The organism is Halorussus amylolyticus, from assembly GCF_004143485.2.
GTDB classification, from domain to species: Archaea; Halobacteriota; Halobacteria; order Halobacteriales; family Haladaptataceae; genus Halorussus; species Halorussus amylolyticus.
Map to the genome: position 1 here is coordinate 638,852 of NZ_ML974130.1, position 12,611 is coordinate 651,462.

Consider the following 12,611-nt stretch of genomic DNA (forward strand, 5'->3'; position numbering starts at 1 on the left):
GAGGCGTATCGGTACTTCATCTCCTCTATCGTCCCCGAATTCACCGTTCCGAAACCAACACTGACAACACGGCCGTAACCGCGCCCACACCGGCCAACAGGAAGAACGCCTCGTCGAAGTAGTCCGCGTCCGCCAACACGCCCATGACGGTTGGACTCCCCGCACCCACCAGCATGTAGCCCGTCCGCAGTGCTCCCAACCCAGTGCCCTGAATCTCGTCGGGGAACGAATCGGTGAGGTACGTGAGCGTGACGGTCCCGTACCCGAGAATGCTGCTCGCGAGCGCGGTCACGGCGACCACTCCCGCGAACCCATCGACCAGCGGAAGCAAAAACAGCGCGGCGGTCATCGACACCAGCAGGACCGGGAGCACTTTTCGAACCCCGCGAGCGTCGTAGGCCGACCCAGCGACCGGCTTGACGACGATACCCAGTGCAAAGAATCCGCCGAACAGGACCGTCGCCGTCGTCGGCGCGACCCCCTTCACTTCCACGAGGTACGTCGGATAGAATCCCGTGAACGCCTGCCAGATGCAGTAGCTCAGCGTTTGAATGGCGATGACGAGTAGCACCGGCCGACGCCACATCGACTCGCCCATTCGGCGAAGCGTACTGAGGAAGCCGTTTGGTTCCGACTCGCCGTTTTCGTTCGACTCGCTTTCTTCCACCTCACTCTCGTCTGCTTCGGAACGATTCCCGTCGCCCGGAACCACGACGTAGATGCCGACCGCTGCGAGGGCGAACAGCGGAATCGCGAGTCCGAAGCCGAACTGCCACGCGAGCGCGACCGCGAGCGCGCCGGCGGCCGGCGGGAGCAGACTGTTCCCCAAGTCCCCGGCGGCCATCGTCAGGCCGATTGCCGTCCCGCCGCGCTCGGGATACGTCGTCGTCAGGATGGTGAATCGCGCAACACCGTACAGCGCGGTCGCGAACCCGAACAGAATCGTCGCGCCGAACAGCACGCCGATCGAGTCTGCGACGACGACGAATGCCAGCGCGAGCGCGGAGACGCCGGTGCTCACGACCAAAATTCGCCCGCCTCCGAGCCAGTCGTCGAGTATCCCGCCGGGAAGTTGGCCGAGCGCGTACGCCACCCAGAGGGCGGTGATGAGCATCCCCGCAGTCGTCAGGTCGAGTCCGTAGGCGTCTCGCAACTGGGGCAGTACCGCGGGGTAAATCATCCGGACGCCCAGCGAGAGGAACCACCCACCTGCGACGGCGGCGAGCACTGGCCCGCGACCGCCGCTCCAGAGTTCGCTTCCCAGACGGCGAAGGCTTCCGAGTCGGTCGGCGACACGTATCGGCATACGAGAGATTACTCCATTCCGGTCTCCGAGTTTCGAACGGTAAAACCCCGTCTTTGAGGCAAGGAAAGCGGAGCCTTTTCAACGAAACCTCCGGGTTCGGATTTATCTGCGCTCACCCTCTGACAGGGGAAACACTCATATTCTCGCGTATACAAATGTATACAGATGAGTACGGAGTACAAAAGCGTTCGACTCACAGAAGATGCGTACAAAACTCTCGAAAGGCGCAAGCACGACGACGAGACGTTCTCGGAGGCCGTCGAACGATTAGCTAGCGAACGACCGATTAGCGACCTTGCTGGTCTCTTCACCGACGACGAGGTTTCGGAGATTCGAAGTGCGCGAGCGAGGAGTTACGAAACGTACGCCGACCGACGAACGCAGGAGCACGACAAGTGATACTCGACACATCGTTCGTCGAAGATATCGCACGTCAAGACTCGGACGCGCTCACGAAGGCGGACACTCTCGCCCGCGAAGGTATCCCCGAACGTCTCTCCGTGATGACGCTCTACGAACTGTACTGGGGTGTCGGGTACGTCGATACGCCTCAGCGGGAGAAAGACGCGGTCGACGCTGTACTAGAAACGAAAGAAATCTACGATGTTACTCCCGAAATCGCGCGAAAAGCGGGCCGCATTGCTGGCCACCTATCGAGCGACGGACGCCCGTTGAACGACCCCGGTGACGAGATTATCGGAGCGACAGGCGTCGTTCACGACGAGTCCGTACTCACGAAAAACGTCGACCACTTCGAGCGAATTCCCGGTCTGGAAGTCGAAACGTACTGACTGAGTCGTGAATCTCAACTCAGTGGCTCACTCCACCGTCACGCTCTTCGCCAGATTCCGCGGTTTATCTATCGACCGCCCCAACTGTTTCGCCACGAAGTACGCCACCAACTGCAACTGGACGTTCGCCAGCACCGGGGCTACTCGCGGGTGAGTCTCGGGAATCTCCAGCACCGCGTCCGCGTACCGTTCGACTTCCGAGACGCCGTCCGTGACTGCGACGACCGGGGCATCGCGCGCTTCGACCTCCTTTACGTTCCCTATCGTCTTCGTCGCCTTCTCCCCGCGGCCGGTCACCACGGCGAAGACGGGCGTCTCGCTCGTCACGAGCGCGAGCGGTCCGTGCTTCAACTCACCTGCCGGGAACCCCTCGGCGTGCTCGTAGGTGATTTCCTTCATCTTGAGCGCGCCTTCGAGCGCGACCGGGTGGTGATGGCCTCGGCCGATGAAGAAGTAGCCCTCGCTGTACACGAACCGCTCGGCGACCTGCTCCGCCCGCGAGGAGTCCAGAATCTCTTGGACCTGCCCCGGCAAATCGCGGAGCGCTTCGACCACGTCGCGCGCGTCGCCCTGTTCGGCAAGCGACGCCGACAGCAGATTGCACGCGACTACCTGCGAGGAGAACGTCTTGGTCGCGGCCACGCCGATTTCCGGCCCGGCCCGGATGAACAGCGTGCGGTCGCACTCCCGAGATGCGGTCGAACCCACGACGTTCGTCATGGCTAGCGTCTCGACGCCCCGGTTCTTGGCTTCCCGGAGCGCAGAGAGGGTGTCTGCAGTCTCGCCGCTCTGCGTGATTCCCACGACGAGCGTCCCGTCGGATACCGGCGGCGGCGATGTCGCGTACTCGCTCGCCAAGAACGCCTGCGCCGGGACGCCAGCCTCTCGAAGCGACTGCGCGCCGAACAGCGCGGCGTGATAGCTCGTCCCGCACGCGACGAACTGGACCGACTCGGCCGCCAACCCCGCGAGCGCGTCCACGTCTACGGTCCCGGTGAGTTCGTCCACGCGCCCGCGCAGACATTTTCGAAGGGCTTGCGGTTGCTCGTGAATCTCCTTGAGCATGTAGTGGTCGTAGCCGCTCTTTGCGGTCTGTTCTGCGTCCCATTCGACGCGCGAGACCGACTTCTCCAGCAGTCGCCCCTCGCGGTCGGTGACAGTCCACGACCCGGATTCGAGTCGCGCGAACTCGCCGTCGTCGAGGTACACCACGCGGTCGGTGTACTCCAAGAACGCGGGCACGTCGCTCGCGAGATAGGCGGCGTTGTCGGCCACCCCGAGGACGAGCGGCGACCCCTCGCGAGTCGCCAGAATCGCCTCAGAGTCGCCGAACACCGCGGCGAGCGCGTAGCTCCCCTCCAATCGGGCGACCGCCGCTCGGAAGGCCTCCTCGGGGGTCGCGCCGTCGGCGAGCGCATCCTCGACGAGATGGGGGACGACTTCGCTGTCGGTGTCGCTGTCGAACTCGTGGCCAGCGTCGAGCAGGTCGGCTTTGAGTTCGTCGTAGTTCTCGATGATGCCGTTGTGAACGACCGCCACCTCGCCCGCACAGTCGGTGTGCGGGTGGGCGTTCTCGTCGGAGGGCGGGCCGTGGGTGGACCACCGCGTGTGGCCGATTCCCGCCGGACCGCGGAGGTCGCTCGTGTCGCCGCCAGCGGCGACCGCGTTTTTGAGGTGACCGAGTTCGCCCTCGCGCTTTTCGACCGCGACCGACCCGTTGGCCAGCGCGACACCCGCCGAGTCGTAGCCCCGGTATTCGAGGCTATCGAGACCCGAGAGCAGCACGTCGAGGGTTTCGGCGTCTCGGCCCACGCAGCCGATGATACCGCACATGTCAGCGATACACCTCGGCGCGCTCGCTTATATTTTCGGATACGGAGACGCCGGTGTGGAGGCGGGCACCCGGACCGACGAGCGTGCCGGGGTCGAAGCTGACCGCGCCGTCCGCGCGCACGCGGTCGGCCAGCAGCGCGCCCAGCGGTTGGTCCTCGAACACCCTGTCTTCGACGCGCACGTCGCCCGGCCCGCCCGAGACGGTGGCGTTCGCGCCGAGCGCGACTCCCTGCCCGGTCACGCAGTCGAGGAGCGTCGAGTTCGGCCCGACGCGCGTGTCGGTGTCCAACACCGACCGCGAAATCACGGCGTTCGCGCCGACCGTCGCGTTCCGGCCGACCGCGGCGAACGGCCCGACCACCGCACCGGGTCGGACCTCCGAGTCGGGACCGACGACGACGGGACCCTGAAGGGTCGCGTCGTCGTGGACGGTCGCGCTGTCAGCGACCCAGACCGAGTCGGCGCGCTCGGGTTCGGTGACGCGCCCGCCCAGCAGGAGTTCGCGCGCCACGTCGAGCAAATCCCACGGGTAGGTCGCGTCCACCCACAACCCTTCGGTAGTGACGCCGCGAACCGTCGAATCCCGGTCGATGAGGCGGACGAGCGTGTCGGTCAGCGCGAGTTCGCCCTGCACGCGCGGGGTCTCCTCGACGGCGTCGAAGATGGAGGCGTCGAAGGCGTACACCCCGGCGTTGAGCAGGCGGTACTCGTCGGTGTCGGGCTTCTCGACGAGGTCGGTCACGCGGTCGCCCTCGGTCACGACCGCGCCGTAGTGGGAGACGTCGGCCCGCTCGGTCACTGCGAGCATCGTGCTCGCGCCGTCGTCCTCGAAGGCGTCGAGGATGTCCTCGACCATCTTTTGTTCGATGATTTGGTCGCCGTTGACCACCAGAAAGCCCTCGTCGTCGGCCACGCTCTCGCGGGCCCCGAGCAGGGCGTGACCGCTCCCGAGCTGTTTTTTTTGGACGACGTAGTCGATGGGGACGTTCCGGTAGGTCGGCCCGAAGTGGTCCTGCACCCGGTCGCGCTTGTAGCCGACGACGACGTGGAGGCGCTCGATGCCCGCGCCGATGAGCGCGTCGAAAACGTGTTCGAGAATCGGTCGGTCTGCGGCCGGAAGCATCGGCTTGGGTCGATTCCGCGTAAGCGGCCGGAGACGCGTCCCCTCTCCGGCGGCCAACACGATGGCGGCGCGAACTGTCATGGATGGCATAACACCAAGAAACGGTATCAAGGTTCGGCTTTTTCGGGTGGATTTGAACGAAACCCGAGTCGAACGACGCCGAAACCGAGCCGTTTCATCGGTCGTGGGACGGTATCGCACGCCGATTTTTCGGGGTACAAAGCGAAGCACATACAAGCCCCCGTCCGATGTATTGCGATATATGAGTTGGAAAGAGACGGCCGAACCAGTCCTCACCCGGATGCCCTCCGTTCGACGCCCGGAGGGCCACGTCCCCTTCAAGCGAAAGCTTGGGTGGACTGCGGGGATTCTGGTTCTGTACTTCTTCCTGACCAACATTTTCCTGTACGGCGCGAACGAGTCCGCCGACGTGTTCGGTCAGTTTCGGTCGATATTGGCAGGTGGACAGGGGACGATTCTCCAACTCGGCATCGGGCCGATAGTCACTGCGAGCATCGTGCTCCAACTGCTCGGCGGTGCCGACCTGCTCGGTCTCGACACCGACGACCCGCGCGACCAGGTGCTGTATCAGGGCCTCCAGAAGCTACTGGTCGTCGTGATGGTCATCCTCACCGGCTTCCCGATGGTGTTCGCCGGTGGCTTCCTGCCCGCCGACCCGCAGGTCGCCCAGAGCCTCGGTATCGGTCTCGTGGGCGTCAAGTGGCTCATCTTCGCCCAGATATTCGTCGGGGGCATCCTCATCCTGTTCATGGACGAAATCGTGAGCAAGTGGGGCGTCGGCTCCGGTATCGGCCTGTTCATCATCGCGGGCGTGAGCCAGCGACTCATCGGCGGCCTGTTCGCGTGGCCGGGACTCGGCGAGCGAAACGGCCTCATCGCGACGTGGATAGGTATCATCACCGGAAGCGTCGATATGCCGTCGGTGCTGACTCCCGCCGGAATCCAGTTCCTGTTCACGGGCGAGGGCGGCATCCTCGCGATTATCACGACCGTGTTCATCTTCGCGGTGGTCGTGTACGCAGAGAGCGTGCGCGTCGAGATACCGCTCAGTCACGCGCGCGTCAAGGGCGCGCGCGGTCGATTCCCCGTGAAGCTCATCTACGCGAGCGTCCTGCCCATGATTCTCGTTCGGGCGCTCCAGATGAACCTCCAGTTCCTCGGCCGCATCCTCGACAGCCAGCTCGCGAACATGCCCGCGTGGCTCGGCCAGTACTCCCAGAACAGCGCCCAACCGACCGGCGGGCTGTTCTACTACCTCGCGCCGATTCAGTCGCCTGGCCAGTGGATGTGGTGGACCGGAACCGCCCAAGAGCCGTGGCAAATCATGCTCCGCGTCGCGGTCGACCTCACGTTCATGGTCATCGGCGGCGCGATATTCGCCATCTTCTGGGTCGAGACGACCGACATGGGGCCGGAGGCGACCGCCAAGCAGATTCAGAACTCCGGGATGCAGATTCCGGGCTTCCGCCAGAACACGGGCGTCATCGAGAAGGTGATGGAGCGCTACATCCCGCAAGTCACCGTCATCGGCGGCGCGCTCGTCGGCCTGCTCGCGGTCATGGCTAACATGCTCGGCACCATCGGCGACGTCTCCGGGACGGGCCTCCTGCTGACGGTCTCCATCACGTACAAGCTCTACGAGGAAATCGCAGAAGAGCAGTTGATGGAGATGCACCCGATGATGCGCGACATGTTCGGGTAGTGATGAACGTCATCTGAACGGTCCCGTGCGTGTGGTCGAGGCAGTCGAACTATTGACTCGGCGCGGCGTGTCGGCGAAACTCGGCTTCGGCTACCGAATTTGACTCCCTTTTGATGTTAACTTAGCCTATCTCAGAATAGACTAATTCAAAATTGGCTAATTGAACAATGCCTATGACCTCGACTGGACACGCCTCTACACCGTCGAAAACATCCCTACGCTCCGAACCGAGTGGCCGGAGAGGGCCCTACCGGGGACTAATCTGTTGGGGTCTCTCGATATCTACGTCGACCCTTCTTCCCACGCCCGTTCGAGGCCGGAGAGATCGAGATCGATGTGACCGTACGTGACTTCTCGTATTCGTTCCCAGTCGTCGAACGGTTCCCCCTCGTTGAACGTTATGTCGTCCTGATTGTAGTTCATCACACTGTCGTACTCCTGAGCGGAGTAGGTCTCCGAGTCCACGCCGTCGAAGGAACTCGAACTGATACCGAGCGAGTGGCCGAGTTCGTGAACGGCGACCGAGACGCGTTCGGATCCCTTCGAGAGTGACCCGTCTACCCAGCTGATACTTCGGGTATTGTACCCCGAGAGTTCGTCCTCTTCGACGTTCTCCATTTCGTACTCACGGTCGGTGAGCAACATGAAGTGGTGGCCTAACGTGTCCCGTTCGGCGGTATCGGCCGCAACTCGTCCGAATTCGTCTCCGTCATCGAACGGCTCGACGTCGTTTGCGCCCTCCCAGAGGTGGAGGTGGATAGGCTCCTCCGGGGCTTCCTCGCGGAAGAAGTCAACGAGCGTTTGACGCTCGGATTCGGTGAGCGGGTCGACGCCCTCGACGGAGGCCACCTCGACGAAGACGTTCGGTTCCGTCGGGTGAACGTCGTAGTCGAACTCCTCCTGCAAGAGCCACAGCAGGTGGTCGTCGAAGCCGTCGCCGGACGTGTCCGTCTCTTCCGGGTCGCTGCCGAACTCCTCGGCCTGTGCGTTGATGAGTCGGTTGTCGCTGTCGTTTCGGATTCCCCACAGCTCTTCGTCCGTTATCTCCCCGCTTTCGGTGGCGTCGGACAACAGTCCCATTCGTTCCGCTTGGTGCCATTCGCCGTACTCGTCCTCCTGATACTGTCGGCACCGTACCACCTCGCCGAGATATTCGAGCGACTGTTCGGTGTAACCGTCGTCTCTCAGGTCTTCGACTCGTTCGGCCACTTTCGGGGTTGGTTCGGTGATGAGTCTCACACCCGCCGGGAGGACACCGATGTAGAGCCCGTCGCGAATGCCGTCGCCGGTCGAATCGATGAGTCCCCCGACGAGGCCGTCGAACGCACCGGTCGAGGGACCCGCCATGAACGCTAGCTCTTGGAACTCCTTCGGGGAGTTCAGCCATCTGTCGACGACCGTCAGGTCCTCCTCGGAAATCTCGTCGAACGGCAAGACCGACACCGACAAACCGAATGCGATTTCGAGACTCAGCGACTCCTCGATGCGTTCCAACCGGGAGACGAACGCCCGGCCGTTCTCGGTGTAGCTCCCGTCGTCCTTGAGTGTCGCCCGGAACGCCTCCGGCGCGTCGTCGATGTCGGTGTCAACTCGGAAGTCCTCGCTTCGTTCCTCCATTACCTCGATCACTGCTTCGACGATTTCCGGGTCGGGCTCAGGGGTCTCGGTCTCGGTCTCGGTCTCGGTCTCGGTTTCGGTCTCTGTCTCGATCGGTGAATCCGTGTCGGTAGCCCCGTCTCCCTCGGTCAATTTTCCACATCCGGCCAGCCCTGCGACGCTGGCCGTTGCGATTGCTCCGAGCAGTGAGCGCCGGTCCATGGGATACAGAGCCTAATAGAAAATCAAAAACGTTCCGATAAAAGTCAAAAACCGAGGCGAGGAGAACGGTCTCCGGAGCGTGTCGTTCACCTCCGCCGGATTTCAACAGCGTTGTGACCGCGACCCGAGTGCAGGACACGGACACCGATAGCCTCCAAGACGCCCGGGAAGATAGCTAGCGAACATAAAATAAATCTTCTTCATATAGAATTAAATATTTTTGTAATTCTGCATACTAATGCTTTCGATAGGTATATCGTGATTTAGTTCTCCCGTAGGGACAGATGGCTTTATTGGACAAAGCAAAAAAGGTCAGCGAATTAATCAGTAAACTGTTCGTTCTTTGGGTCGTCGTCGTGGCGGTACTTGCGTTCGTTCGCCCGAATAATTTCGCGTGGATCGGCGAATACGTTTCGCCGCTTCTAGCCGTCGTAATGTTGGGAATGGGACTGACTCTGACCCTCGAGGACTTCGTGCGAATCGTCGAACGGCCACGCGACGTAGTTCTCGGGGCGGTCGCGCAGTGGGTGATTATGCCTGTCTCAGCGTACGCGCTGGTTGTGGGACTGTCGTTACCCGAAGAAATTGGAATTGGACTGGTCCTCCTCGGTGCTGCGCCGGGAGGAACGGCGTCCAACGTTTACACGTATCTCGGGAAGGGCGATGTCGCCCTCTCGGTGACCGTGACGTCGCTAACGACGTTGGTGGCACCAGTGCTCATGCCGGTGTGGGTTATCGTCTTCGTCGGCGAGCAGATTCAGGTCACCTTCGCGCAGATGTTCCAGGAGATTTTCCTCATCGTCGTTATTCCCGTGCTCCTCGGACTCGTTCTTCGATACGCTCTCGACCGACACGCACCGACGGTCTCGGCCGCCGGACTCACGGTGTTCCCTGCCATCAGCGTTCTGGCAATCGTCGCCATCGTCGGTGCGGTCGTCGGCGCGAACGTCGAAAATCTGCTGACCGCGAGCGCGCTCGTCATCGTCGCGGTGTTGATTCACCACGCTATCGGTCTCTCGGCGGGATACGGAACCGGTATCGCGACCAACATGGCCGAGGATCGGGCGCGAGCGCTCTCGTTCGAGGTCGGCATGCAGAACAGCGCGCTGGCCGTCGCACTCGCAACTGCGTTCTTCACGCCGTTGGCCGCTCTCGTTCCGGCGCTCGCAGTCGTCCTCCACCAGATTGTTGGACCGATAGTTGCGACGTATTTCGCGAGCCAGGACGAGGAGGCGCTCTACGAGACGACGGCACAGACAGAGACCTAGCCGGTCGACGGATTCGAACACTACCGTCCGAAATTCGATTTCCGATACGCACTGTTCTTCGTCGCTTCGAGCCACGGGACTGCGAAAACCTTCTCTAACGAGGGTCGAAGACTGCGGTCCTGGCCGCTACTTCGTTCCAACTTCAATGGAGTCGGAAGGATTTAACCAGCATACTTAATGCGCTTTCATACAATACGGATACTATGTCGGACGATTTTGATTTCATCCGGTCGCGATTATCTGACGACCAGTATTCGGTCACGGATGCAGACCGACGCGAACGTGCGGTCGACTGGGGAACGAACCGCGACGACGGTAGTCAACCGGACATCGTCGTCTGGCCGGAGAGTACCGACGATGTCTCGGCCGTTCTCGCCGGAGCCAACGAGCGTGGTATCCCCGTCACGCCGTACGCTGCGGGAACGAGCCTCGAGGGGAATCCCGTTCCGCTTGAGGGAGGCATCACCCTCGACCTGACGCGAATGGACGACGTCTACGACATCCGCCCTGACGACCTCCAGGTCGACGTCGGACCGGGTATCTACGGCGACGAGGTCAACGAAGCCATAGAAAACTACGGCCTCGTGTTACCGTCGCTACCGTCCTCGGGGAAGATTTCGACGCTCGGCGGTATGATAGCGAACGACGCGTCCGGCATGAAGACGGTCAAGTACGGAGAAGTCGCCGACTGGCTCCTCGAGGTCGAGGCCGTCCTCCCGAACGGCGAGGTAATCACCGCGGGAAGTAAAGCCGCGAAGACCTCGTCCGGCTACAACCTGCTCGACCTCCTCGTCGGCAGCGAAGGCACGCTCGCGGTGATTACGCGGCTCACGTTGCAGTTGGCGGGTCGCCCGGAGCAAGTCTGGGCAGGACGAGCCACGTTCGCCGATCTCGGTGACGCCGCTGATGCCGTCTTCGACGCCGTCCGGTCGGGCGTCGACGTTGCGAAGATAGAACTGATAGATTCGTTGAGCGCCGAAATCGCCAATACGGTCTTGGACACCGGCCTACCGAATTCGCCGATGGTCTTCCTCGAGTTCCACGCGAATCACGATATCGAGACGGAAGTCGAGTTCTGCAAGTCGCTGTTCGAATCTCACGGCGTCGAGACCTTCGAGATTGCGGCTCAAGACGAAACGATGGCCGAGTTGTGGGAAGCCCGGCGAGAGCTCGCAGACGCGGTAGAACCGTACGACCCGGACTTGTCGCCGCTCACGCCGGGTGACGTCACCGTTCCCATCAGCGCGCTCCCGGACATCGTCGACTACATCAAAACTCTGGGCGCGGAACACGACATCATGATTCCCTGCTTCGGACACGCTGGCGACGGTAACATCCACTACTTCGTGATGGTCGACCCGAACGACCCAGAGATGGTCGAAACGGGCGAACACCTCTCGAAGAAAATCGTCGAGCGCGCAATCGAACTGGGTGGCACCGCGACGGGCGAACACGGCGTCGGCGTCGGCAAACGAGACTATCTCGTCGCCGAACACGGTCCCGCGGCCGTTGGGACGATGCGGTCGATCAAGACCGCCTTCGACCCGAACGGGATACTCAATCCCGGAAAGATATTCCCTGACGACGTATAGACGCCTGCCGTGAGCTGTGCGCCGACCTAACGGTACGACCGACTCGCTTTCCAACTGTCCTCTCGAACTCACACCGGCCGAAGGTGCTCGCAGTCGCCCGCGTGGACTCGAACCCGCCCCTCGTCAGTCTCGACCACCAGCGCGCCGGGAAACGCCACGTCCACCGCTTGCCCGACGATATCGCCGTCGTCGCGCTCGACGCGCACTCGCTGGCCGAGCGTGGCCGCCCGGTCGCGCCACGCGTCGAGGGCCGCTTCGGGGTCCGCTCGGAGGTCGTCGAATCGCTCCAAGAGTCGCTGGACGAACGCCCGGCGGTCCACTGTGCCGACCTCGCGTTCGACGCTCGTCGCGCCCTCGGGGAGCGATTCTTCGGGTACGTTGACGTTCACGCCCGTTCCGACGACGACCCACGAGACGCGGTCGGCTTCGCCCTCCATCTCGGTCAGGACTCCGGCGAGCTTTCGGCCGCCCCGTTCGGCTTCGTCCTCCCCCGAGCGCGCGTCCGAGGAGGGTGAGTCCGACGAGCGCGCGTCCGAGCGGCGCTCGGACGCGCTCTCGCTCGCGGCGCTCACGAGAACGTCGTTCGGCCACTTGATTTCGGCCGGAACGCCCGCCTCGCGCGCGGCGTCGGTCACGGCCACGGCGGCCGCCAGCGTCAGCGCCGGAGCGTGGGCCGGGGGCAGGGCGGGCCGGACGACCAGACTCGCCCAGACGCCGCCGCTCGGCGACGACCACCCGCGGTCGAGACGGCCCCGCCCGCCGGTCTGCTCGTCGGCCAGCACCACCACGTCGGCGGCACCTTCCCCCGCGAGTTCGCGCGCGCGGTCGTTCGTGCTCCCGATGGCGTCGTGGTACTCGACTTCGAAGGGCGCGTCGAGGCCGAACTCGACGGCCGGGCCGCCGTACTCGGGCACCGAAAGGAGGTCGTAGCCCGCGTCGTCGCTCGCGATTTCGAATCCGGATTCTCTGAGCGCCTCGACGTGCTTCCAGACCGCGTTGCGCGAGACCCCGAGGTCGTCGGCGAGGGCGGGACCCCGGACGGGTCCGTCGGCGATGGCGTCGAGGACGGCCCGGCGCGTGTCGTTCATGCGCGAGGGTAGTCCCCACGAGGAAAAGAATGGTCCGTTTGTGACCGAGACAAGAGTCGGTTCAGGAGT

The 12,611-nt window shown here is 63.0% G+C and carries 10 protein-coding genes; 5 read left to right on the forward strand and 5 right to left on the reverse strand.

Translation table 11 applies throughout. From position 1 onward, the window contains the following. Nucleotides 1-40 precede the first annotated feature (40 nt). Complete coding sequence (locus EKH81_RS03185; protein WP_132057792.1) at nt 41-1,306, reverse strand: MFS transporter; 1,266 nt, start codon at nt 1,304-1,306, stop codon at nt 41-43. A gap of 165 nt (nt 1,307-1,471) precedes the next feature. Here EKH81_RS03185 and EKH81_RS03190 point away from each other — a divergent pair, with 165 nt between their 5' ends. Continuing rightward, nucleotides 1,472-1,705, forward strand: coding sequence for an antitoxin VapB family protein (locus EKH81_RS03190; protein WP_132057791.1), 234 nt, complete (start codon nt 1,472-1,474; stop codon nt 1,703-1,705). After that, complete coding sequence (locus EKH81_RS03195) at nt 1,702-2,097, forward strand: PIN domain-containing protein (protein WP_132057790.1); 396 nt, start codon at nt 1,702-1,704, stop codon at nt 2,095-2,097. The genes EKH81_RS03190 and EKH81_RS03195 overlap by 4 nt, the downstream gene beginning before the upstream one ends. A gap of 27 nt (nt 2,098-2,124) precedes the next feature. On the opposite strand, the gene glmS is transcribed toward EKH81_RS03195, so the two are convergent. Both glmS and EKH81_RS03205 read right to left on the reverse strand, forming a co-directional pair. Then, nucleotides 2,125-3,930 (reverse strand): glutamine--fructose-6-phosphate transaminase (isomerizing), encoded by a 1,806-nt coding sequence (gene glmS, locus EKH81_RS03200; protein WP_132057789.1) that lies wholly within the window; start codon nt 3,928-3,930, stop codon nt 2,125-2,127. A gap of 1 nt (nt 3,931) precedes the next feature. Further along, nucleotides 3,932-5,134, reverse strand: a complete 1,203-nt coding sequence (locus EKH81_RS03205) for a sugar phosphate nucleotidyltransferase (protein ID WP_132057788.1) — start codon at nt 5,132-5,134, stop codon at nt 3,932-3,934. A 181-nt stretch (nt 5,135-5,315) separates the two neighbouring features. Here EKH81_RS03205 and secY point away from each other — a divergent pair, with 181 nt between their 5' ends. After that, complete coding sequence (gene secY, locus EKH81_RS03210; RefSeq protein ID WP_132057787.1) at nt 5,316-6,776, forward strand: preprotein translocase subunit SecY; 1,461 nt, start codon at nt 5,316-5,318, stop codon at nt 6,774-6,776. 282 nt (nt 6,777-7,058) lie between these two features. On the opposite strand, the gene EKH81_RS03215 is transcribed toward secY, so the two are convergent. Then, on the reverse strand, nt 7,059-8,594 hold the full coding sequence (locus tag EKH81_RS03215) for a matrixin family metalloprotease (protein WP_132057786.1): 1,536 nt from the start codon (nt 8,592-8,594) through the stop codon (nt 7,059-7,061). Between the two features lie 284 nt (nt 8,595-8,878). Between EKH81_RS03215 and EKH81_RS03220 the strand changes: the two genes are divergently transcribed. Beyond that, complete coding sequence (locus EKH81_RS03220) at nt 8,879-9,862, forward strand: bile acid:sodium symporter family protein (RefSeq protein WP_132057785.1); 984 nt, start codon at nt 8,879-8,881, stop codon at nt 9,860-9,862. A gap of 203 nt (nt 9,863-10,065) precedes the next feature. Further along, nucleotides 10,066-11,454 carry an FAD-binding oxidoreductase gene (locus EKH81_RS03225; RefSeq protein ID WP_132057784.1) on the forward strand — a complete coding sequence of 463 codons (1,389 nt, stop codon included), beginning with the start codon at nt 10,066-10,068 and terminating at the stop codon, nt 11,452-11,454. 68 nt (nt 11,455-11,522) lie between these two features. Here EKH81_RS03225 and EKH81_RS03230 read toward each other — a convergent pair whose 3' ends face one another. After that, on the reverse strand, nt 11,523-12,542 hold the full coding sequence (locus EKH81_RS03230; RefSeq protein WP_132057783.1) for a biotin--[acetyl-CoA-carboxylase] ligase: 1,020 nt from the start codon (nt 12,540-12,542) through the stop codon (nt 11,523-11,525). Between the last annotated feature and the right edge of the window lie 69 nt (nt 12,543-12,611).

Excerpts from the sequence above, each read along its gene's own strand:
- EKH81_RS03185 (WP_132057792.1), bottom strand. The coding sequence starts at position 1,306 with ATGCCGATACGTGTCGCCGACCGACTCGGAAGCCTTCGCCGTCTGGGA.
- EKH81_RS03190 (WP_132057791.1), top strand. The coding sequence starts at position 1,472 with ATGAGTACGGAGTACAAAAGCGTTCGACTCACAGAAGATGCGTACAAA.
- glmS (WP_132057789.1), bottom strand. The coding sequence starts at position 3,930 with ATGTGCGGTATCATCGGCTGCGTGGGCCGAGACGCCGAAACCCTCGAC.
- EKH81_RS03205 (WP_132057788.1), bottom strand. The coding sequence starts at position 5,134 with ATGACAGTTCGCGCCGCCATCGTGTTGGCCGCCGGAGAGGGGACGCGT.
- secY (WP_132057787.1), top strand. The coding sequence starts at position 5,316 with ATGAGTTGGAAAGAGACGGCCGAACCAGTCCTCACCCGGATGCCCTCC.
- EKH81_RS03215 (WP_132057786.1), bottom strand. The coding sequence starts at position 8,594 with ATGGACCGGCGCTCACTGCTCGGAGCAATCGCAACGGCCAGCGTCGCA.
- EKH81_RS03220 (WP_132057785.1), top strand. The coding sequence starts at position 8,879 with ATGGCTTTATTGGACAAAGCAAAAAAGGTCAGCGAATTAATCAGTAAA.
- EKH81_RS03225 (WP_132057784.1), top strand. The coding sequence starts at position 10,066 with ATGTCGGACGATTTTGATTTCATCCGGTCGCGATTATCTGACGACCAG.
- EKH81_RS03230 (WP_132057783.1), bottom strand. The coding sequence starts at position 12,542 with ATGAACGACACGCGCCGGGCCGTCCTCGACGCCATCGCCGACGGACCC.